This window comes from Asticcacaulis aquihabitans (genome assembly GCF_032490435.1).
Lineage (GTDB): Bacteria > Pseudomonadota > Alphaproteobacteria > Caulobacterales > Caulobacteraceae > Asticcacaulis.
In genome coordinates, this window is the sequence record NZ_JAVGWM010000003.1 from 556708 (window position 1) to 579043 (window position 22336).

The following is a 22336-nucleotide window of genomic DNA, read 5'->3' on the forward strand; positions in this document are numbered from 1 at the left end:
GATCCAGGACAGTTTGCTATGACAGGATCATGGACCCTGGTGGTGGTTGGAGGCGGGATCGAACCGCCGACCTGTGGGTTATGAATCCACCGCTCTAACCATCTGAGCTACCCAACCGTACCAGTGCCTGACAAGAACGGATGGTTCACGTTCTCGGAGGGAGGGCCTATAGCCAATAAGCCTGACGGGTTCAAGCCCGTCAGGGGCGATTTTGCGCAATTTGTTTGAGGGCGTCGATCAAACGGGCCTGGCCGGCCTCCAGGCTGTAGTGCGATAGGGCGTGGTCTTGCGCGGCACGAGCCTTGGCGAGCGTGGTTTTCCAGTCGCCGATCGCCCGTTTGATGGCTTCGGCCAAGGCATGGGGATCGTCAGGAGGGCATAGATAGCCAAGCGCGCCGTCTTTAAGGATCTCCTTGGGGCCGTCGATATCCGTGGCGACGACCGGCACACCGGCAGCCATGCTTTCCGCAACCACCAGGCCAAAGGGCTCGATACGCGACGGCAGGATGAAGAGGTCCAGGCCATGCAGATAGTCGGCGGCGGGCGACACCCAGCCGCGAAAATCCGTCTGGCGCTCGACGCCCTGCTCATGGGCCAGGGCGTGAAGCTGCGCGCTGAGCGGGCCGTCGCCGGCAATGCGGAGCGGAAGGATGATGTTTTCCTTTTGCAGCAGGGCCAGGGCGCGAATCATCACGTCTATGCCCTTTTGCGCGTGCAGACGGCCGAGCGTGCCGAGGATGGGCGTATGCGATGGTGCGGGCTTTACGTCGCGGGCATCCAGAGGGCCGAAGTTGGCGACATCATAGAGCGGAAGTTCGGGGTGGGCGGCTTTCAGGCTATCGTGCACGGAGGATGAGACACAGATGGCGGCCAGCAGACGGCTGCCCTGGCCCTTATGGCGGAAATTATGCACGACCTGGACCGTCTTGTTCGCGGTACCTATGAAGGGCAGAAGGGCGATGCCCGTCGCGCGGTTGCCATGGGTCAGGATCAGGTCTGGCTTGAAGGTTTTTGCAATGCCGCGTAGGGCCAGGGCAACAAAAGGGTCGTGGTTGACAAGGGCATGCGCCGCGCGGAATTCGGCTGCCGGCAGATTTTGTCCCAGAACGCCATCCTTGTGACCCAGGCTTAGGACGGTGAATCCAGCGGCCTTCATCGCCTGGTGGTAACGCAGGGACATGGTTTCTACGCCGCCGCGCACTTCCGCCAGCATGATATTCAGGATACGCATGATCGTCCTTGCCCAACCGCCAGGTACCTTAAGCGTAACTCGGCAAATTTAAAACACTTGTGACAATTTTTCGGTGCGGGGTAGAAATTTTCATAAAGGACAGCAATAGTCATGTTAGTGCTGTTGATTGTGGCGTCCCGGGGGTAAATTTTGTCTGATCTGATTGATGAGCTTGACGCGCGTATTCTGGACCTGATTCAGGCAGACGCCTCATTGTCGGTGGCTGATCTGGCTGAACGCGTCGGTCTGTCTCCTTCGCCATGCTGGCGTCGCATCAAACGACTCGAAGATCTGGGCGTGATCACCAAGCGCGTCACGGTGCTCGATGCCGAAAAATTGGGGCTTGGATTCGAAGTTTATGTCTCGGTGAAACTATCCCTTCCGTCGCGTGCCAATCTGGAAGCCTTCGAAGGGCGGCTGGAACACTGGCCGGAAGTCGTCAGTTGCCAGACGGTTACTGGCCATGAGGACTATATGTTGCGGGTTATGACGCGTGACATGCATGCCTATGATGATTTTTTACGCGACAAGTTGCTGGCCTCTGATCTGGTTTCTGGCGTAGAAAGCCGCATCATCATGCGCAGCGTCCGTCAGACCACGGCGGTACCGATCAGTCTGGTGGTAGAAAACCATACGACGACCCCCTTGCCGAAGGTCGTCGGCAAGTAAGGAATCTCGTATGCGCCGTCGTCTGACTTCGTCGATTGCTGCCTTGTGTTTTGCGCTGGAGGCGATGGCCACCGTAGGGAGCGCGCAGACAGTCGACCCTGCATCCGATCTCGGCCATTTTCGCGCTTTGCGCGCTGCCGGCATGTGGGCCCTGGAACGCGGCGATACTGCTACGGCGTTGGATCAATTCGGGCAGGCCCAGGCTCTGATGCCTGATTCGCCGTCGATTGCCCTGCTCAAGGCTCAGGTGTATCTCCAGCAGAAGCGCAAGGCCGACGCAAAGGCGGCCCTGGCTGACTATCTTCGCCGCGGTAATGTGCTCGATCTCGCCAAGAATGCCGAGTTCAATGCGGTTTGGGACAGCGAACTGGAAAACCAACTGCAACTGAATGTCCTGCCGGTGGGTAAGATGCGGGTGGCGGCGCAAATCAGCGATTTCAGTATCGCCGAGGCCCTGGCCTTCAATCCGGATGGAGAGCAATCATTCGTCAGCGCCGTGCGTTCCGGTCAAATCCTTTCCTTGTCGCCCGAAGGGGTGCGCAGCGTCATCACCTTCCGTCCGGGGGTGGCCGCCTATGGCCTGGGCATGCGGGAGGGCAAGTTGTGGGCGACGACGGCGCAAAGCCGTCAGACAGTAACCTATGATCCGAAAAAGCCCGCCACGTCCAAGATCGTAACGATCGACCCCGCCGATGGTTCGGTGTTAGCCAGTGTCGATACGACAGCCGATCGTCGTCTCGGCCATTTGCTGATGGGGCGTGACGATCTGTATGTCATCGATTCCAACCATGGGTCCGTGCTGCGCCTCACCGGCTACGGCAAGACCCTGGAGGAGCTGGTACCGGAAGGGTACATGGATACGCCGACGGGTCTGGCTGAAAACGAGAGCGCATCCGTGCTGATCGTCAACGATTTCGTATCCGGCCTGTATCGCGTCGACCTGTCCACGGGCGGCATGAGCCGCCTGCTGGCGCCGCGTGACGGCAATCTGCTGGGTATCACCTCGATTGCTCGATACGGGAATGATCTTATTGCCATTCAGAGCGGGGTAGAGCCCAATCGCCTGTTGCGCGTGCATATGACGCCGGATTGGACCGCGGTCCAATCGGTCGATGTGCTTTTGAGGTCGAAAGACATGCTGTCCCAGCCTTCGCAGGGTGTGGTGTCGGACAATGCCTTTGTCTTCGTGGCGCGCAGCCAGTGGGACAATCTCGACAACCAGGGTAATTCGAAGACGCCTACGCCGCCACCGGGTGTTGTCGGCGTGATCGATCTCGCACAGTAAGCAAAAACACTAAAATGTGACCAGACGGCGCTTGCCATTTTGTGTGTGCGAATTATTCTCAATTGCATAATTGGGAGTCGCTGTCATGCTGTTGCTGAGTTTGGGAACTACCGGCCTTGTGGCTCTGCTGCGGAGTGGAGAGCGTGGAATTGTAGGCGATCCGGTGCCATTGATGACCGACCAATGGGCAGAAATGATCCCCGACCCCCCAACCTATTATGATGAGCGTGCGGCATTTCCCGCACGTTTTCAAACGGCTAAATAGTTAATAAAATATTATTGTCCGTTAATCGTATTTATGCCAAAGCTGGCACCAGCCTTGCGGAAGATATCCGCGAAGGGTGATGCTCTGTTCTGAAAAGACACATCGCCCGGAGGCATAAAGGTGCGATGATGGGTTTGCGGACGATTGTTCTAGGTGTGATTCTGACCTCGATGGTGGTCGGCGGCGTGGCGATAACGACGCTGGCGAAGGCGTCTACCTTGACACCTGATTTCAATGCCCTGTCTCGTCACGATACGACGGCGTTGCGCGACGGTGATTTCGACGGTGACGGCCGGGTTGACGAATTGTATCTGGTGTCCGAAGCCGATACCGGCCGTGTGGCAATTCATGTCCGTCTTAACAAATTCGACGGCGCCCAGGACGTCCGGGTCACGAGTCTTGATACCGGCAATGCCGCGCCTAATATCCATGTCGTAGGCGCCGGCGTCTATGCCGCAGACTGCGGCACCTACACCACCGAATGCGCCAGCGCCGGCGTTCGCACCACGCATGATAGTTTTATTGTCAGTCTTGACAGTGACACCAGTGTCCTGCTGCATTGGCAGACCGATCATTTTGAGACGGATTTCGTGCGCAACGATGAAGCCCGCATGGCCCATGCCCTGTCCGCGCTTTATGCGCTGAATCCGTAACTTTCGATCACGATTGCGGTGTAAGGGCCTAGAGTGCAAATCGGCGCTTGCCTATGCGTGCGGTTTTTTGCAATATTTTGCAGCGTCCATATCTTGTTAAAAGATTTTTGGTTGGGTGACTGCGGCTGGGTTTGGCTAACCGATAGATTTCGGTAAACAATAAAGTACGAGTTCAAAACTGACATGGGTCGATCTGCAGATTATTCCAAACAAAGGTGCGCCATCGCGGCGAGCCTCGACATCATTGGCGAACCGTGGACCCTTTTGATCATCCGCGATGCCTTTGCCGGCCTGTGCCGGTTTGAGCAATGGCAGGAAGCGCTCGGCCTGGCGCGCAATGTGCTGGCCGCCCGCCTGAAGCATCTCGTCGCGCATGGTATTTTTGAACAACGCCTATATTGCGAACGTCCGCGCCGCTACGAATATGTCCTGACCGAAAAGGGCCATGAACTGCGCCCGATGATCGTCTTCATGCAGGACTGGGGTCAGCGTCACGTTTACGGCACTGAAAAGTCGATAAGCGACATGATTCATAGTTCGTGCGGGCATGCGCTTAGCCCCGTGGCCCATTGCGCCCATTGCGAGCAACGCGTTCAGATGACTGAACTGGACATTCAGACCAATTCCGATGCCAAGTCGCTGGCGGAACTGAGCCGCAAACGGTTTATCGCGGAAGAAGTCTGATCTTAAAGCGATGCCGGCACACCGAAGTGTGCGCTAAAAGGCTGCGCGTGTCGCCGCGATGAAGCCGCCGCCTAGAACCCGCCCATCGTCGGTCGGGTCGTATAGGACGCAGGCCTGGCCGGGGGCGACGCCTTCTTCGGCACCATCGAATTCCACCTCTATACGATTATCGCTATCGGCCAGCAGACGTGCGGGTACCGGCGGGCGGGTCGAGCGTACGCGCGCCAGAACCGGCTTTTGCGCCCGCGCCGCTGCCAGAAGGTCGCTTTCGTCGCCTAGCCAGTTGGTTTCTTTCAAGGTCAAGGCGCGGGTCAGAAGGGCTTCGCGCGGCCCGACGATGATGGCCTTTTCGTCCGGGTCGATACGGGTGACGAACAGCGGCTCGCCCACCGCGATATTCAGCCCGCGGCGTTGTCCGATCGTATAGCCCGTAATGCCGTCATGACGCCCAAGAACGCGGCCGTCGATATGGCGAATATCGCCCTTTTCGCGACCTTGTGGGCGCAACTTGTCGATCAGGGTGGTGTACTTGCCTTCCGGGACGAAGCAGATGTCCTGGCTGTCTGGCTTGTGCGCGATTTTCAGGCCGAGTTGGACGGCGATGTCACGCACCTGCGGCTTGGGAATGCCGGCCAGGGGGAAGCGCAGGAAGTCCAGTTGATCCCGTGTTGTGGCGAACAAGAAGTAGCTCTGGTCGCGCGACGTATCGGCCGCGCGGCGCAATTGTCCGTCTACGGATCGTTCTACGTAATGGCCGGTGGCCATGGCTTCCGCACCGAGATCGCGCGCCACATCCAACAGGTCATGAAACTTGACGCTTTGATTGCAGCGGATGCAAGGCACAGGGGTTTCGCCGCGCAGGTAGCTGTCGGCGAACTCTTCGATCACGCTGTCGCGGAAACGGCTTTCGTAATCGAGGACATAGTGGGCGATGCCTATCTTTTCTGCCGCCATGCGGGCGTCATGTATATCCTGTCCGGCGCAGCAGGCGCCGGTCTTTTTCAACGCCGCGCCATGGTCGTATAGCTGAAGGGTGACGCCTATGACCTCGTAACCGGCCTGGTGCAGCAGAGCCGCGACGACGGTTGAATCGACACCGCCCGACATGGCGGCGACCACGCGCGCGCCTTCGGGCAAGCCGACGCTGGCGCGCGTGGCCTGAATGGCGGCATCAAAATCTGCCGACTGGATAAGGGGAATGGCGCAGGTGTTCATGGGACAGGGTACGAAATGGAGTATCACCACACAGGCCGATCCAGGCCACGGTGGTGAGCTCGCTAGATAGGGCAAAACCAACTAAATTGCTAGGGTATGAGGGCGAAAAAGCACTTGCGGTTTGTAATGCTATAATATAACAAAATGTGGATGTGCCAGGAGTTATCATGCGCGCCATCAAAACCCGTTACTTCGACATCATGGCCATTGGCCTGTCCGCCGTATGTGTCGTGCATTGTCTTGCCCTGCCGGTGATTTTTGCCATCTTGCCGTTTCTGGGCGCCTTTAACGAAAACCCGGTCGTGCATCGGGTGCTTGTGTCCTTAGCTGGTCCTCTCTGCGTCTTCGCCTTGGTAAGGTCGGGCGGTTGGCAACACTGGCGTCTGGTTGGTCTGGCCATCGCCGGCCTGGGGCTGCTTGGCGCGGCGGCGTTCTTTCCGGTGTTTGTCGTTTACGAAGTGCCTATGAGTGTTGCGGGGGCGTCACTGCTGGCTGTGCTTCACCTCATCAATGCCCGAACGCCTCATCACAAGGAAGCGTGCGCGCCGTAATGATGGCCGGGCCGTAGGAGTTCTAAGTCGCAGTACCCATGGCGCCCAAAGCAAACCGCGTATAGATTCAAATCGATTCCTGATGCCCCCTGCCTTAGGTCTCAATGTATGAGGCGATGGTGGGTAATCAGGAGGCTATGATGATCGATGACCATCCGTCAGCCGGCCCCCCTCGCGTTGGCAAAGGCATTCGTCGGGGCGTCAGTCGGCAAAAAGCGAAAACCGCCGTCGATCCCGCCGAAGCGTCTGCCCCGGTCGCGGAGCCGCCTCAGGGCGGCGCGGAAGAGGCGGCCCCCATGCCGACCTCGACGCCCGACGCCTCTATCAAGGCGGCGATCCTGCTTTGGCTGCGTAAAGGCCGTGACTGGCTGAAAGCTTTTTGGCTGAGTGTGTGGATGGGTTTGCGTCGTCTTCCGGCGTGGGGGCAAGGCGTCCTGGCCTTGGCTGTGTTGGTGGTCGGCGCTATCCTGATTTTTCTGGCGCAGCCAAACTGGGACTGGGCGCGGCCGACTGTGGCGTCGATGGCCTCAGGTCGCCTACATCGTCCGGTTCGTATCGACGGGCATTTGCGGGTCCATGTGTTCAGCTTTACGCCCAGCGCTACGATCAGCGGTCTGAAAATCGGACAACCGGACTGGGCGCGTGCCAGCACTCAGGGCAAAAATCTGGCGGAGATCGACACAATTGCCGTAACGGCGGAACTGATGCCGATATTCATCGGACGACTTGTCCTGCCGCGACTTCAGATCGATCGACCCACCGTTCTGATGTTCCAGGACAAGGATGGCCGCGCCAATTGGGATTTCAGCGATGGCGCCGACAAAGCCAAGCCGACCAAGCTACCGCCTATCAAGAACTTTATCATAAACGACGGCAACCTGACGATTACCAGCCTTCAACGGGGGCTGACGTTCACGGGCAGCGTCTATGCCCATGAACGTGCCGGCTCAGGCCGACAGGCCTTTGGTCTGACAGGGGGAGGCAGTCTAAACGATCGCGTGTTCCAGATGGATGCCACCGGCGGGCCTTTGCTCAATGTACGCACCAGCGTACCATACCCATTCGACATGAATGTGCGCGCCGGCGACACGGAGCTTACGGCCAAGGGACGCGTCATCCATCCGTTCAATCTGGGTCAGGTCGATGGGGTCGTATCCGTCAAGGGGGGCAATCTGGCCGACCTTTACTACCTGACGGGGCTGACCCTGCCCGATACCCCGGCGTATCGGGTGATCGCTCGGGTGACGCGTAATGACCGCGTTTATACGATCGACCGCATCAAGGGCCGCATCGGCGGTAGCGACCTGGAAGGCGCGCTAAAGGTCGATACCCGCAATGAGGGGCGTCCTTACCTGACTGGTGACCTACGGTCGCGGCTGCTGGATATCAAGGACCTGGGTTCGCTGTTCGGGGCGACCGCCGCCAATAGGCCGCAACGGCCGGAACTGGCGGTATCGCCGCAGGCGACAAAAGGCCGGCGACTGCTCCCCGATGCTAAATTGGACATTGAGCGGGTGCGCGGGATGGACGCCAAGGTGCACTATCGCGCCATGTCGGTGAAGGCCATTCGCAACATGCCGCTGCGTCAGGTGAGTTTAGGCATCAATCTGGACCACGGTCTTCTTGTGCTTGATCCCATTGATTTCAGCTTCCCGCAAGGGCGCCTGCAAGGCACTGCACGCATCGATGCGCGTACGGCGACTCAGAAAAACAGCGTCGATATGAAGCTGACAGGCGCGCGTCTTCAGGATTTCATTCCGAAAGTCGGCGGTTCCGAACCGCTGGAAGGTGTGTTGAATGCGCGGTTGCGCGCCACGGGTACGGGCAATTCCGTACACATGGCGGCGTCGACGGCGAATGGCGATTTCACCCTGGTGGTACCGGGCGGCAAGATCCGGCAAAGTCTGGCTGAACTGATGGGTGTCAACGCGACGAAGGGACTGTTTCTACTCCTATCCAAGGACCGCCACGAAACAGATGTGCGTTGCGCCCTCGCGGATTTTCAGATCGCCAACGGTGTGATGCAGGCCCAGAATATCGTTTTTGATACCGATGTTGTACGGGTTGACGGACGCGGCAGCGTCAACTTAAACGATGAAAGCATGAAACTGATCTTGAAGGGCAAGCCGAAGAAATTCCGCTTGGTGCGCATTAATGCGCCGATCGTTATCGGTGGTCACATGTCAGCGCCAAAATTCGGTATCGATCCCAATTCGGCCCTTGCGCAGGGCGGACTGGCAGTCGCCTTCAACACTGTCCTGCCCTTTATCAATATCGATTACGCCAAGGATGCCAATTGCGCGGCCGTGATGGCGGAAGCCAAAGCGCAAGGTGCGCCTACCGCCACGCATGCTCCGGTCGCCAAGGCAATTCCCGCCCGGCGGCATTAAAAGTGGATCTGAAAAAGCTTATTTCAACAGGTTGAGCAGAGTATTGTTATTCAAGCTGGACAAAACCTGTGCAGACGCCTGAACCGCGACCTGCGCCTGTTGAAGATCCGTATAGGCCTTGGCCAGGTCGGCCGAGGTCTTATTGCTGACCAGTTGTTCGAGCGATGAGGCCTGTCCCTTCAACGAGGTCTGCGTATTCTCCACCCGTTTTTGCAAAGTGCCGTTCAGCGAGCCCTGTTCCAGGACCTGATTATAGACCGTGGCGAACTCTTGCGACTTGGTTGTCAGGAACGTTTTTTGGGCATCCGTCAATGCGGCGCCGAACGGTCCAGTGGTGGGATCGTCGTTATAGTTTTGAATTTCTTTGTAGATGCCCATCAACTGAGTGCCGAGGTCGGAAGCCAGCATACCGGTCTGGAGCGTCGTATTGGCGTCGATCTGCGAGCTTTTCTTGATCGTACCATTGGTGAAGACACTGGCAGCTGAGGTCGCCGCGCCAAGTTGGGACAGGGTGGAGACATTTACGGGCACCGCATCATTGCCCCCGGCGAACAGATACTGGCCGTTGTGCTGATAGTTCAGGCCAGATAGCGCTGAGGAAAATGTGCCCTGCAAATCGACCATTATGGTCGAGCCGCTGCCATTGGCCAATGCGCTCATGATGCCGTCCTTGGCAGCGGTAACGGAGTCGCCAAGCGTGGTAATCGCGGTATCCTGGCTGCTGAGGCGGTCAGACACCGTCTGGGCCACATCCAGGTAGCTGTTGGTTCGCGACAGGGACGACTGGTAGGAGGCGATGACTTCGGAGCCCCGGCCATATCCCATAAGATCGGTGGCGACTTTCTGAGTGGACAACTGACTATTGGCGCTGGCCTGGCGGTCCTGCGCTAAGGACAGATTGTTCAGGGCATTGGCCCAGCTTGCGGCGGTGGAAATACGCATGGTGATTATTTAACCATGTTGAGAAGGGTGTCATACATGTCCTTGGCCGCCTGAATAAGACGACCGGAGGCGCTGTATGCTTGTTGAAAGGTGGTGAGATTGACGAGTTCCTCGTCGAGATTGACGCCTTGTGCGCTATCCAGTCGGTTTGAGGCTTCGCTGAGCAGGGCGGCGTTGCTTTCTTTCGACGATTTCGCGGTGGCGGCCAGATTACCGACCTGACCGGCCAGGTCCGAACCGTATCTTTGCAGAGTCGACGCGCCGCCGGAATTCAGCCCGGCCTTGTTGAAGGTTACTGATTTGCTGGCGACGGCCGCTATCGACAGCCCACCGGCGCCATCGGCTTTGTTCAGCGCGCCCGTTCCCCCCGCGGCGGACAGGTTGACATGCGCCAAGGCCAGCGTGTCCGGATTGTTTAGGACAGTCTGCGAGACCCCGAGGTGGGAAGCGAGTGTGCCGGCAGTATCGCTCAGACCGAAAAACTGGCTTAGAGAGGCACCCGTTCCATAGCGCTTGGTATCGTCACCGCTCACTGACAAGGTCGTGGCGGGACTGCCGTAGCCTTTAAAGGACAGAGTGCCGCTGGAATCCAATGAGAAGACGCCATACTTGCCCATACCGGTGGTGGTGTCGTTGAGGCCGTCGAGCAGATTCTGCATCGTGCCGCCGGCGGGCACCTGGAAATTCACCGTCGCCAGGGTGGAGCCCGCGCCAGACCTCACGGCGAAATTGACGACGCTTCCGGGCGTGAAGCCATGGTTGTCGCTGCCGCCCAGGCCAGTTTTGTAACTGGTCGGAATGTCAGATTTTACAAGGTCGTTCAGGCCGAAGAATTGTGAAAAGCCTTGACCCTGCTTGCTCGATGGCGTGGTGGCGTCGTCTACTATGGCGACGCCGTCATTGCCGCCCGAACCGGCCGCCGTGACCGACATCACGCCATTGCTGAAGTTCAAGGTTGCGGCGCCGCCGAGCGCCCCGTTGATGTCATTGACAAAATTGGTCGGGTCAAAGCCGGCCGGGGCGCCGCCGTCATAGGTGTACTGATTGGTGCTGAAATCGATTTGTAGCGTGTGGGTGATATTGCCGCTTGAGCTCAGCGTGGTGATCGTGGTCTTGCCGGTGAAGCCGGCTATGGCTTCCTGTTGCGACAGGCTGGTATTTTTACCGGTCAGGCTGGCGGGTGCCGGTGCCGACGATGAGGCATTGTGCGCCGCGTTCAACTGGGTGGAGAACTGGTTGACATACTCGTTGAGCTGGCTGTTGACGGCGGGCGCCGTATTATCGCGGACGTCCAGCAGGCCTTTGATTTCGCCGGACGTCAGATTATCGGCCAGGTCGCGCGTCTCGCCGTTGATACCATTGACTGTGATGGGGCCAAAACTGGTGGTCGCATCGACATTGGTTGCCGGCGTATAGCTCAAGGTGGCGTAGGACCCGCCATCTGCCAGGAGCATGCCTGTCTGGGTGCGCAAGGTGACGCCGCCATTGGCGTTCTGGCTCACCTTGACGTCCATCAGCTTTGACAACTGGGTAATATAGCCGGCCTGGGTCGTCTGGGCGCCGGTAGCGTCGCCACCGACGACGGTCGTTGAGGAAATGGTCGCATTCAACTGGCTGATGTTTTTCAGCAGGTCGTTCACCGAACTGACATCGGTGCCGATACGTGTATCCGCGTCGCCGCGTATGGTCTGTATCTTGGTTGAGATTCGGTTGGCTTCCGACAGGAAGCTAGACAGATTGCTCAGCGCCTGCTGCCGCCCCGCCGCCGAGGTGGGATCTTCCCCCAGTGACGCAAAGGAGGAGAGCGTGGAACTGCCCTGATTGAACAGGTTGTTGGTATCGGTTATGTCGCCGAACTGGGACTGGATCTGGTCGAGCAGTTCGTAGCTCGCGTCCGATTGGGAGGAGGCTGAGGTGGCCTTCAACGCTGCTGCCTGCAGGAACTGGTCTGCGGCCAGCGTCACCTTGCCTGAGGTGACGCCCATGCCGACGCCGCCAGTGACCAGGCTCTGCTGCTGTGATATCTTGCGGATGTAGCCCGGCGTGTTGACGTTGGCCATGTTGTCGGAAACGATCCGCAACTGGTCCTGAGCCGTCATCAAGCCCGACACGCCGATGTTCATGATCGAATTCAGTGACATGGTGACACCTCTATACGGCCCGAAATACCCTCGCGCTTAGGCAAAGCCTGCACATGACCCGGCAAATTTGACCGGGTATTGTCACAGTTGGATTTTAAAAAAGCTATTCTTTTCATACGCTTAATTTTTTTCCAAACTCAGGTGGGCGGATGTTCGCGTTTACAGTTTCAATTCGCGTGCCACCAACGGTTCGCGCGCGGGCGCGGAGGCTTTACGCCGCACGGGTGCAGGCGCGGCGCGTGTTCATTAAGCGCCCCAAGAAAAGCGCCCCAAGAAGCGCCCCCCCGGGGGAGGCGCCGCTATCGTCGATATGGCGGCTAAAGATCCGGCAGAGGGCACGCTTGATGCGCACCCGGCCAAAAAATGCCGGGGATATAGGCAAATTTGACCATAAGACTGGGCAGGAGTGTCGCTGTACGCGGAACAATTTTTTTGGAAAAATATATAAAAATCAATTCTCTAACTTGTGGCCCGCCATTTGCAAGACGCTCTGCGACGAAATGCGCAAAATGCGTTGACTGTGTTGGATATGGCCCGCCGCAATAGGCGTCGGGCGGATCAGCCTGCTTTGCGCGGATAGCCCATGTCGTTTGACACCAGAGCCCTACCTGCCTCCGTGCCGAGTGCGCCCGTGGCGGAGCCGCGCGCACTGCCTGACACTGGTTACACAACGGCTAGATCTTCAACATTCGAAACCATGATGGCCGCAGCAAATAATGTGGCAGCAAATCAGGCCGATGCGGAAACGGACGAAGCGACGCAGTCAGGCGCAACGTCGTCACCAAATGCATCGGATGTGCCGGGGACGGAGACCGGCGCTGGTACGGCATCTACGCTCGTGACAGTGCAGACGGCTGCCGAATCCGGCGCATCAGACGTAGCGAACGCCGCCGCCGATCCAAACAAAACCGTCAATCTAAAAGACAACGCGAATACCGGCAAGGATGGAAAGTCCAGTCCGGCAATGGCGACGAATGGCAATGCCCCCAATGCGGCGACAGTGGATACGTCGGGCAAGGTGATTGCCCCGCTTGTTTCGCCTGTCATCACCGCTGCGTTGTTGGCCAGCCAAATGCCGCCGACAGAGAGCCAGACGGACGGCAAGCCCGTTGGCGGAGACGGTAAGGCCAAGACAGACACGGATGGCAAGAACACCGCTGCGGCAGCGGATGCCGCTGCCGCGCAGTCACCGCTTTCTGGTGTGTCGGACAGCGTGATCGTTCTGGTCACGCCACCGCAAACCTCAGTTGTGAGTACGGCCGTGCAGCCGTCCACAAGCGACAAGACCGGCGATAAGACAGGCGATGCGACAACCGATCGCACGAAATCCGCAGCGTCACAACTGCCTTTGGCCAATGCGGGTCAAAGCGCTATGCCGCCTGAAAAGACCCCAGAAAAGAACCCTGAAAAGAACAATGCCGGATTTGCCGGGCTGCTTGATGGTGGTGTTACCGACAAGAGCCAGACCGATAAGGCCGACCGTACGCTGGAAGCCTTGAGCGCGTCGATGCCCAAGACAGACACGGCAGCCGTTGCATCCGGTTTTTCCCTCACCACCGCTACGCCGACGAGTAGCCAGGCGGGTTACGCGACGACCCAGGCTGATCCGGCCGGATCACTGCTGTCGCAAAACGCCGTCGACAATCTGAATGCCCTCAGCGTGCAGATCAATAAGCGTCTGAGCGAAGGCAACACCAAGTTCGCGATGGAACTGCATCCCGCCGATCTTGGTCGTGTCGATGTTGCCCTGACCATCGCCAAGGACGGCCAGATGACGGCGCACCTCAGCTTCGACACAGCCGTTACCGCCGAAGTCTTCAGCCAGCATGAGGCAGACCTGCGTCATCAACTGGCGCAAACTGGCCTGCAACTGGCCGACGACGCCCTGACCTTTTCGTCACGGGTAAAGCCAGTCGAGATGTCCGCTGTTACCCACACCAATACGGAAAACCGCTCTCAGGACAGCCTGTCTCAGGGTGGTTCGCAGCAAAACGGATCCAGTGCGCAGCAACAGGCCATGCTCAATGATCAGCAAGGCCGTCAGCAACCGAACGCGCAACATCTCGCGCGCGCCCTGGCCAATGCCCGTCAGGTTGCTGATGCGGCGGATATCGATGCGTCCATTGATGCAGCCCTTGCCAACCCGTCCCGTTTCACCTCCTCGCGCCTCGCGCTCAACCTTATCGTCTAGGACTTCACCATGGTCACCGGCGTTTCCACCTCCACGACTACCGCCAATGCAGCGACGTCCAAGGACACAGCGTCCCTGGCGGGGAACTACAGCACTTTCCTGAACCTGCTTACAGCCCAGATCAAAAACCAGGATCCGCTGTCACCGATGGACACCACACAGTGGACCAACCAGTTGGTCCAGTACTCGTCGGTCGAGCAGCAGATTAAGTCCAACGGCTATCTGGCTACGCTCGCCAGTCAGAATACACAGGGCAACATGAATGCGGCCGTCGGTTATATCGGCAAGACCGTTGTCGCCGATCAAGATCAGGCCATGCTGAAAGACGGCAGTGCATCCTGGCAATATGCCCTGGGCGCGAGTGCTAACACGGCGGCTCTGACGATCAGCGATTCCGACGGCAATGTCGTCTGGAAAGGCAACGCCGACAGCTCACAACTGGCGTCCGGTGTTCATGATTTCACCTGGAGTGGCAAGAACACAGCCGGCCAGACGGTAAAGGACGGTGTATATACCTTGTCTGTCACGGCCACGAATACCGCCGGGACGGTCGATGCGGCCGTCGGCATCAAGGGAGTCGTCAATTCGGCGGCCAATGCTGATGGCACCATTCTGCTCAAGATTGGCAACACATCCGTCCCCCTGACTAGCATCACCAGCGTTTCCTGATTTCCTCGCTTACCGGAGCTTAATCCATGAGTATCAATGCCGCCATGCAGTCGGGCGTTACCGCCCTTGCCGCCAACGCAACCGCGCTGGCCACGATTTCCAACAACATCGCCAATTCGAACACAGCCGGTTTCAAGCGCGTCCTGACCAACTTCACGGACCTGGTGTCGGGCACCGGTTCGAACAAGAACGCCTTTTCCTCGGGCGGCGTCGTCGCCGTCAACCGCCAGGCCGTCACCAATCAAGGTGAATTGAACAGCAATACCGCAGGCTATTCACTCGGCATTGACGGACAGGGATTTTTCGTCGTGTCAGACGGTACGCAGACTCTGAGTTCGGGCAGTTCCCTTCTGTTTTCACGCGACGGTTCCTTCACGCCGGATACCGAAGGCAATTTGGTCAATGCCGGTGGTTTCTATCTGGAAGGCTGGCCCGCCGATACCAGCGGCAATATAACGACCTCGGCCACGGACGTCAGTCTGCTCGCGCCGATCAATGTCACCAACGTCAACCGCAAGCCCGAAGCCTCGACGGCGATGCAGTTCAAGGCCAATCTGAACGCTGCGACACCGGTTTCGACGGGAGCGGCCACCTATAATGCCTCTACATCGCCGATGTCGACCTATGCCACGTCGCCGCTTACCTCGACCAAGCCGGATTCGACCATCTCAGCCTCCATCTCTGACTCGCTGGGCCAGGAACACTCCATTACCATATCGCTGATCAAGATGCCGACCAGCACAGTCGCCGGTCAGACGCAATGGAGTTACGAAATTTCGTCGCCCGACGTTACCTCAGGCGGTACGCCCGACTTGCACCAAATTGGCACCGGCAGCCTGTTTTTCGACTCGAATGGCAACATGAATTTCACCGACTCGACGGGTCCACTGTTCAGCGGTTACACCATCGCCGCGTCGGGCGCCACGGGGGCGGTCGGTACGCCGGCGTGGAACAGCAGCGTCGGCGCCGGGGCGCAGACGATCAGCATGGGCTTTAATCAGACGACCCCGGCAAGTTCGACCAGCGTGCTGACCCAGACCACGGGTGATTCCACCACGACGTCGATCAAGGCCAATGGCACCGAATTCGGCACCCTGTCCAAGGTTGAAATTGGCAAGAACGGGCTGGTCACCGCCATTTACAATAATGGCAACACGCGTGTCCTGGCTCAGGTCGCCGTCGCAACCTTCCTCAATGCCAACGGCCTGACATCGGTCACGGGCAATGCCTATCAGGTGTCGACCGACTCGGGCGCATTTTCGTTGAAGACGCCGGGCAGCGGTGGTTCTGGCACCATCGAGGCCAACACGCTTGAAGCCTCGACTGTTGACCTCGCTCAGGAGTTCACCGGCCTCATCACCACTCAGCGTGCCTATTCGGCAGCGTCGAAGATTGTCACCACAGCAGATGAAATGTTGCAGGAACTGCTCAGCATCAAGCGCTAAACACGTCAACCAGGGTGATTAAGCAAGTCTTTATTGCCCTGTTCCAATCTCTACTGGCATATAATATCAAATACTAACAGGTGTTGAACTAGAAGCTGTTATCTTAACGCATAATAAACAGAGTATTAACGATATCTTTCCGATAAATTTACGCCATATTTACTATGGCAATTAAGCGGATGTTTAAGGAGGTCGTGTAGATTGCTCTCATGTGATGGTAACAAAGGCAAAACGCCATGCTTCAAGAGCAACGCCGCGATAATAAAGGCGAAAAATACGTGATTGGTCCTACCGGGGCAAAATTGACTCTAGCCGACCTGCCGCCTGCCGGCACGGAACGTTGGGTAATCCGCCGCAAGGCTGAGGTCGTGGCTGCCGTTCGTGGTGGTCTGTTGACCTTCGACGAGGCGTGCGAACGCTATAATATTACCTCGGAAGAGTTCCTGGGTTGGCAAAAGGCCATTGAAAATCATGGCATGGCCGGTCTGCGTACCACCCGAATCCAGAGCTACCGCTAAATCAAGCGGAAGCGTGAAGAGATTTAGCAGCCACGCGTGGATTCCGCGCGTGGCTGTCATCGTTTTAGGCCGCCGCTTAAGCTCGAAGCCGTCGTTCCTGGATCGATCCGGATGCGACAGGGGCGGCGGTATTTGCAAATCTTAACGATTTGTGGTAACCTCAAACCCAAGCCAATTAAGCGTTTTTGTCCACGCGCCTGATTAAATTCATAAAATTAACCCCTCCAATTAACCCGCAATTAACCCAGCACTGGGAAATTACTGCCTAGTTCTAAGGCAGCGTGTGTTTGTGACGCCTGCCATACTGGTGATGGGGCGTATAACGCGTGGATTCGTTTTTCGCAGGTTTACAGAGGTTCGGTGTCGGACGGCTGACGGCGATCCTCGGAGCGGCGGGTGGAGCTGCGGCTGTTCTGGCTGCCATCTTTCTGCATTTGACCGCGCAACCCCAGGCGCTGCTCTATTCCAATCTCGACCTGAAGGAAGCCTCCCAGATCACCACCAATCTGGATCAGGCGGGTATCAAATACACCGCCCAGGGCGACGGTTCGACCATCATGGTCAATCGGGATGAAGTGGCGCGCGCGCGTATGCTTCTGGCCGGCAAGGGGCTGCCAACGGCGGCTTCGGTCGGATATGAAATCTTCGACAATGCGCCCGCACTTGGCCAGACCGAGGCGGTGCAGAACCTCAACAACAAGCGCGCCCTGGAAGGCGAACTGGCACGCACGATCACGACGCTGAAAGGCATCTCTTCGACGCGCGTCCATCTGGTCATGCCCAACCGCGAACTTTTCAGCGAAGTGGCACAGTCCCCGACCGCCTCGGTCGTTGTGGGGCTGTCGGGCGCTGACCTCGGGGCCGATCAGGTCCGCGCCATCCGCAATCTGGTGGCGGGCGCGGTGCCCAACCTGAAGCCTGAAAACGTCACCCTGGTCGATGACCGCAACCATCTTTTGGCGGCGGGCGGCGAAGGCGAGGACAGCCTTGGCGGCACGGGGGCGATGCGCAAAACCCAGATCGAGGATTCCTACCGCAAACGTATCACAGACATTGTCGAGGGTGTTGTCGGCCCTGGCGCCGCGCGGGTTACGGTGACGGCGGATCTCGATCAGACCTCAACGACCAAGGAGCAGGTCGAATACAATCCGGATGGACAGGTTGTCCGCTCGACTCGGACGGAGGAGTCGAAGGACAAGACGGCAGATCCCAATTCCAATGGCGCCGTGACGGCCTCCGCGAACATCCCCGGTGGTCAGCAGACGCCCGGCGGGTCGAATTCGACGAACGAAAGCGGCACGACGTCCGAGCTTACCAATTATGAAATTTCGACCACCAAGACGACATCGGTCAAAGCGCCGGGAGACATCAAAAAACTGGCCGTTGCCGTTGTCGTTGACGGCACCCTGACCCCGTCCAAGGACGGCAAGGCGCCGCCGGCCTACGCCGCACGGTCAGCGGAAGACATGAAAAAGATCGAAGAGTTGGTGCGCAATGCCGTGGGTATCGACGCCAATCGCGGCGACCAGATCATGGTGACCAATCTGCGTTTCAATCACGGGGAAATCGACAGCGGTGCCGGCACATTGGCCAAGAAGTCGATGTTCGATTTCGACAAGAACGACATCATGCGGGCCGCCGAAGTCGCCGTGCTCTTCATTGTCGCACTGCTGACCATCTTCCTGGTTGCCCGCCCCTTGCTCAAATACATCGGCTCCTCTCCGACCAGCTACCTGGCCGCCGCCAATTCCGGCGGTGCGCTGGCCGGCCCGGGTGGTCTGGCCATGGCGGGCGCGGAAAATGGGCCGGGTATCTCCGGCCAATCGGGCGGTGCGCTGGACTTCAAGCCGGGCCCCGGCGGGGTGGTGCCCGTCGCTGCCGAATCCAGCGGCATCGACATCGCGCGCATCGAAGGACAGGTGAAGGCGTCGTCGGTCAAGAAGGTTTCTGAATTCGTCGATCGTCACCCGGAGGAATCGGTATCGATCCTGCGGTCGTGGCTGCACGATAGTTAGGGGCCGGTCGCGTGAGTCGTAAAAACACCATTGATGATCCTAAGCGTCTTTCCGGCGTCGAAAAGGCGGCGGTCGTCCTGCTGGCGCTGGGTGAAGACCACCTCCAGCTCTGGCAGGCGCTCGACGAGGAAGAGATCAAGGAAATCTCTCAGGCCATGTCGTCGCTAGGTACGGTGGCCTCGCACGTGGTCGAAGACCTGCTGGTCGAATTCGTCTCGGGCATGAGCAATTCCGGCACCATCATGGGCTCGTTCGAGCAAACGCAGCGTCTGCTCGGCAACTTCCTGCCGCCGGAAAAAGTCGAAGCCCTGATGGAAGAAATCCGGGGCCCGGCTGGACGGACCATGTGGGACAAGCTTGGCAACGTCAACGAAGCCGTGCTCGCCAACTATCTCAAGAACGAATATCCGCAAACCGTCGCGGTCGTGCTGTCCAAGATCAAGGCCGATCACGCCGCCCGCGTGCTGTCATCCCTGCCTGAAGACTTCGCGCTCGAATGCGTGCAGCGGATGTTGCGCATGGAGCCGGTGCAGCGCGAAATCCTCGACAAGATCGAGCAGACTTTGCGCGTCGAATTCATGTCGAATCTGGCGCGGACATCGAAGCGCGACAGTCACGAACTGATGGCGGAAATCTTCAACAATTTCGACCGCCAGACCGAAAGCCGCTTTGTCGCCGCTCTGGAAGAGCGTAACCGCGAGTCCGCCGAACGGATTCGCGCGCTCATGTTCGTCTTCGAAGACCTGTCGAAACTCGATCCCGGTGGCGTCCAGACCCTGCTGCGCGCCGTTGAAAAGGATCAACTGGGGCTGGCGCTCAAGGGCGCATCGGACAGTCTGCGCGATATGTTCATGTCCAACATGTCCGAACGCGCGGCCAAGATCATGCGCGACGATATGGAAAGCATGGGGCCTGTGCGTCTGAAGGACGTCGACTCGGCGCAGATGGCTATGGTTCAGGTCGCCAAGGATCTTGCCGCCAAGGGTGAAATCATGCTGGCCGGTCAGGGAGGCGATGATGAACTTATTTATTGATTTGTGTTCACATCACCCCCGCCCTAACCGCTTCGTCCCGGCAGTTGCCGGGCGGGCGTGGGCGAAGGGAAAGCGCGCATGACCCATCCTGTTCACAAGAAATTCGAGTTCGGCACTGTTTTCGGCGACAGCGGCGACGTTGTGGCGCGTGCGGCCCCGCCGCCCAAGAAATTCTTCACGCCTGAAGAGGTTGAGGACATCCGCAGGACAGCCTACGCCGCCGGTGAAAGCTCGGCGACAGCGCGTGCCCAGATGGCTCAGGCGGCCGCTTTGCAAACCCTGTCCGATGCGGCACAGCAAGGATTGGGAGGACTGACCGAAGCCATCCGCGAACATAAGGCGGCGGCGGTGCGCCTGGCGCTTGTCTGCGCGCAGAAAATCGCGGCCGAGGCGCTCGATCGTTTTCCCGGCGCGCCCCTCAAGGCGGCGCTCGACGCCCTGGGTCAGGAAATAGAGCCGGCGACGCGCCTGGTGCTATTTACCAGCAATGCCTCCGACGAGGTGAAGGTCGCCGCCGAGGAGGCCGCCATGATGGCGGGCTATCAGAACGGCGTCCAGTTCCGCGACAACCCCGCCCTGCCCAAGGGTGCCTTCGAGGTGGTGTGGAGCGATGGCCGCGCCGAATACAATCCGCAATCCGTGTTCGAGGTTCTCGAACGCGCGCTCACCGAAGCCCTGGAAGCCGAGTCCTATCACCAATCCCGCGCGCAAGCCGCGCATGAGTAAGGAATAACAGCCATGGCCGATTTAGGTCTGGAAGATTTTGGCGACGGTACCGGTCCGGTCGCCGATGAAGAAGGCGAAAAGTCCGCCGCCGATCTGGCGCCCGTCTTTGATGTGCCGGTGAATATCTCGGCTGTGCTGGGTAAATCCTACATGTCGGTGTCGCAGTTGCTGAAACTGGGGCAGGGCAGTGTGCTGGAACTTGACCGCAAGGTCGGTGAGGCGATCGATATTTACGTAAACAACCGCCTGGTGGCGCGCGGTGAAGTGGTCGTGGTGGACGACCGACTGGGCGTAACCATGACGGAAATCATTAAATCGGAAGATGCGGGTAACTAAGCCATGAGACTTCTCGTTGTTGGAAAACTGAGCGGCCAGCTCTCCGCCGCGGTCAAGATGGCCATGGAAACCGGCGCCAAGGTCGCGCACGTCGAAACCCCTAGCCAGGCGACGGAAGCCTTGCGAAAAGGGCAGGGCGCGGATCTGTTGATGGTCGATTATGAACTCGACATCAAGACACTGATCGAGGCGAACGAACGTGAACACATCTTCGTCACGGTCGTCGCTTGCGGCGTCAATCCCGACCCGCGCAAGGCCGCCTACGCTATCTCTCAGGGCGCCAAGGAATTTATTCCCCTCCCGCCCGACGCCGAGCTGATCGCGGCCGTGCTGGCCGCCGTTTCAGATGATTCCCGCCCGCTCGTCACCAATGATCCGGCGATGCAGGCGGTGATAAAGCTGGCCGATCAGGTCGCCGCCTCGGATGCGTCGATCCTTATTACCGGCGAAAGCGGCGTCGGTAAGGAAGTCATGGCGCGCTACCTGCACGAAAAGTCGAAGCGGTCGTCGCGGCCGTTCATTTCTGTCAACTGCGCCGCCATTCCGGATAATCTGCTGGAATCGGAGCTGTTCGGGCACGAAAAGGGCGCCTTCACCGGCGCCATGGCGCGGCGGATCGGCAAGTTTGAAGAGGCCGACGGCGGTACATTGCTGCTCGACGAAATCTCTGAAATGGATACGCGTCTACAGGCGAAGCTCCTGCGCGCGCTTCAGGAACGGGTTATCGACCGCGTCGGCGGGGCACGTCCGGTGCCGGTCAATATCCGCGTGCTGGCGACGTCGAACCGCAATCTGGCCCAGGCGGTCAAGGAAGGTACGTTCCGGGAAGACCTGCTTTATCGTCTCAATGTTATCAATCTGGCTCTCCCGCCGCTGCGGGAACGCCCGGCTGATATACTGGCCCTATCGGAATATTTCTCCAAGAAGTATGCGGAAGCCAACGCCATACCGCTCAAGCCGATCTCGCTCGAGGCCAAGCGCCGGTTGCAGGCCCATCCGTGGCCGGGCAATGTGCGTGAGCTGGAAAACGCCATGCATCGCGCCGTTCTATTGTCCGTTGGTACGGAAATCGATGCCGAAGCCATCCGTTTGCCGGACGGCCAGCCGTTGAATCCAGTCGCGCCCATTGGGTCAGATTATGTCGGCCGTGTCGCGCTGGCGGCGGAATCGGCAGCGCGATCCTTTGTGGGGTCTACGGTTGCGGAAGTCGAACAGAAGTTGATACTGGATACATTGAGCCATTGTTTCGGCAACCGGACTCATGCTGCCAATATTCTAGGAATCTCGATTCGTACGCTGCGTAACAAGCTGAATGAGTATTCGGCCGCCGGCGTATCTGTACCGGCACCGCAATCGGGTGCCAGCGCTGCTTAAGA

Annotated in this window: 19 protein-coding genes and 1 tRNA gene; 15 read left to right on the top strand and 5 right to left on the bottom strand. The window is 58.6% G+C overall.

Annotated elements, in window-relative coordinates; all coding sequences use genetic code 11:
* Positions 1-40 precede the first annotated feature (40 nt).
* A tRNA-Met gene (locus tag RCJ00_RS13280) sits at positions 41-117 on the bottom strand.
* Positions 118-199: 82 nt separating this feature from the next.
* Positions 200-1231, bottom strand: coding sequence for a glycosyltransferase (locus RCJ00_RS13285; protein ID WP_316222482.1), 1032 nt, complete (start codon positions 1229-1231; stop codon positions 200-202).
* A 150-nt stretch (positions 1232-1381) separates the two neighbouring features.
* On the opposite strand from RCJ00_RS13285, the gene RCJ00_RS13290 reads away from it, so the two are divergent.
* The 4 genes from RCJ00_RS13290 to RCJ00_RS13305 all read left to right on the top strand — a co-directional run bounded on the left by RCJ00_RS13290 (position 1382) and on the right by RCJ00_RS13305 (position 4787).
* Positions 1382-1900: an Lrp/AsnC family transcriptional regulator gene (locus tag RCJ00_RS13290; protein ID WP_316222484.1), complete on the top strand. Its 519-nt coding sequence runs from the start codon at positions 1382-1384 to the stop codon at positions 1898-1900.
* 10 nt (positions 1901-1910) lie between these two features.
* On the top strand, positions 1911-3185 hold the full coding sequence (locus RCJ00_RS13295; RefSeq protein ID WP_316222485.1) for a tetratricopeptide repeat protein: 1275 nt from the start codon (positions 1911-1913) through the stop codon (positions 3183-3185).
* A gap of 393 nt (positions 3186-3578) precedes the next feature.
* Positions 3579-4103, top strand: a complete 525-nt coding sequence (locus tag RCJ00_RS13300) for a hypothetical protein (protein ID WP_316222801.1) — start codon at positions 3579-3581, stop codon at positions 4101-4103.
* Positions 4104-4286: 183 nt separating this feature from the next.
* Positions 4287-4787, top strand: coding sequence for a winged helix-turn-helix transcriptional regulator (locus RCJ00_RS13305; RefSeq protein WP_316222487.1), 501 nt, complete (start codon positions 4287-4289; stop codon positions 4785-4787).
* Between the two features lie 33 nt (positions 4788-4820).
* Here RCJ00_RS13305 and mnmA read toward each other — a convergent pair whose 3' ends face one another.
* Complete coding sequence (mnmA, locus tag RCJ00_RS13310; RefSeq protein ID WP_316222802.1) at positions 4821-6002, bottom strand: tRNA 2-thiouridine(34) synthase MnmA; 1182 nt, start codon at positions 6000-6002, stop codon at positions 4821-4823.
* A 167-nt stretch (positions 6003-6169) separates the two neighbouring features.
* Between mnmA and RCJ00_RS13315 the strand changes: the two genes are divergently transcribed.
* The gene (locus RCJ00_RS13315) at positions 6170-6553 is read left to right on the top strand and encodes a MerC domain-containing protein (protein ID WP_316222489.1); all 384 of its coding nucleotides are present in this window, start codon (positions 6170-6172) and stop codon (positions 6551-6553) included.
* Positions 6554-6690: 137 nt separating this feature from the next.
* Entirely contained in the window at positions 6691-8943 is a 2253-nt protein-coding gene (locus RCJ00_RS13320) for an AsmA family protein (RefSeq protein ID WP_316222491.1), read from the top strand.
* Between the two features lie 18 nt (positions 8944-8961).
* Here RCJ00_RS13320 and RCJ00_RS13325 read toward each other — a convergent pair whose 3' ends face one another.
* Both RCJ00_RS13325 and flgK read right to left on the bottom strand, forming a co-directional pair.
* Positions 8962-9885, bottom strand: coding sequence for a flagellin (locus RCJ00_RS13325; protein WP_316222493.1), 924 nt, complete (start codon positions 9883-9885; stop codon positions 8962-8964).
* Between the two features lie 5 nt (positions 9886-9890).
* The gene (flgK, locus tag RCJ00_RS13330) at positions 9891-12026 is read right to left on the bottom strand and encodes a flagellar hook-associated protein FlgK (protein ID WP_316222494.1); all 2136 of its coding nucleotides are present in this window, start codon (positions 12024-12026) and stop codon (positions 9891-9893) included.
* Positions 12027-12609: 583 nt separating this feature from the next.
* Here flgK and RCJ00_RS13335 point away from each other — a divergent pair.
* The 9 genes from RCJ00_RS13335 to flbD all read left to right on the top strand — a co-directional run bounded on the left by RCJ00_RS13335 (position 12610) and on the right by flbD (position 22334).
* The gene (locus RCJ00_RS13335) at positions 12610-14217 is read left to right on the top strand and encodes a flagellar hook-length control protein FliK (protein ID WP_316222495.1); all 1608 of its coding nucleotides are present in this window, start codon (positions 12610-12612) and stop codon (positions 14215-14217) included.
* A gap of 9 nt (positions 14218-14226) precedes the next feature.
* On the top strand, positions 14227-14886 hold the full coding sequence (locus RCJ00_RS13340; protein WP_316222496.1) for a flagellar hook assembly protein FlgD: 660 nt from the start codon (positions 14227-14229) through the stop codon (positions 14884-14886).
* A gap of 26 nt (positions 14887-14912) precedes the next feature.
* Complete coding sequence (locus RCJ00_RS13345; RefSeq protein WP_316222497.1) at positions 14913-16331, top strand: flagellar hook protein FlgE; 1419 nt, start codon at positions 14913-14915, stop codon at positions 16329-16331.
* A 236-nt stretch (positions 16332-16567) separates the two neighbouring features.
* Entirely contained in the window at positions 16568-16849 is a 282-nt protein-coding gene (gene sciP / locus RCJ00_RS13350; RefSeq protein WP_023456474.1) for a CtrA inhibitor SciP, read from the top strand.
* A gap of 326 nt (positions 16850-17175) precedes the next feature.
* The gene (gene fliF, locus RCJ00_RS13355; RefSeq protein ID WP_316222499.1) at positions 17176-18864 is read left to right on the top strand and encodes a flagellar basal-body MS-ring/collar protein FliF; all 1689 of its coding nucleotides are present in this window, start codon (positions 17176-17178) and stop codon (positions 18862-18864) included.
* 11 nt (positions 18865-18875) lie between these two features.
* Entirely contained in the window at positions 18876-19898 is a 1023-nt protein-coding gene (gene fliG / locus RCJ00_RS13360; protein ID WP_316222500.1) for a flagellar motor switch protein FliG, read from the top strand.
* Positions 19899-19976: 78 nt separating this feature from the next.
* A complete protein-coding gene (locus tag RCJ00_RS13365) occupies positions 19977-20624 on the top strand; it encodes a FliH/SctL family protein (protein WP_316222502.1) in 648 nt (215 codons plus the stop codon).
* Positions 20625-20636: 12 nt separating this feature from the next.
* A complete protein-coding gene (gene fliN, locus RCJ00_RS13370) occupies positions 20637-20960 on the top strand; it encodes a flagellar motor switch protein FliN (RefSeq protein WP_316222503.1) in 324 nt (107 codons plus the stop codon).
* Positions 20961-20963: 3 nt separating this feature from the next.
* Positions 20964-22334: a sigma-54-dependent transcriptional regulator FlbD gene (gene flbD, locus RCJ00_RS13375; RefSeq protein ID WP_316222504.1), complete on the top strand. Its 1371-nt coding sequence runs from the start codon at positions 20964-20966 to the stop codon at positions 22332-22334.
* Positions 22335-22336 lie beyond the last annotated feature (2 nt).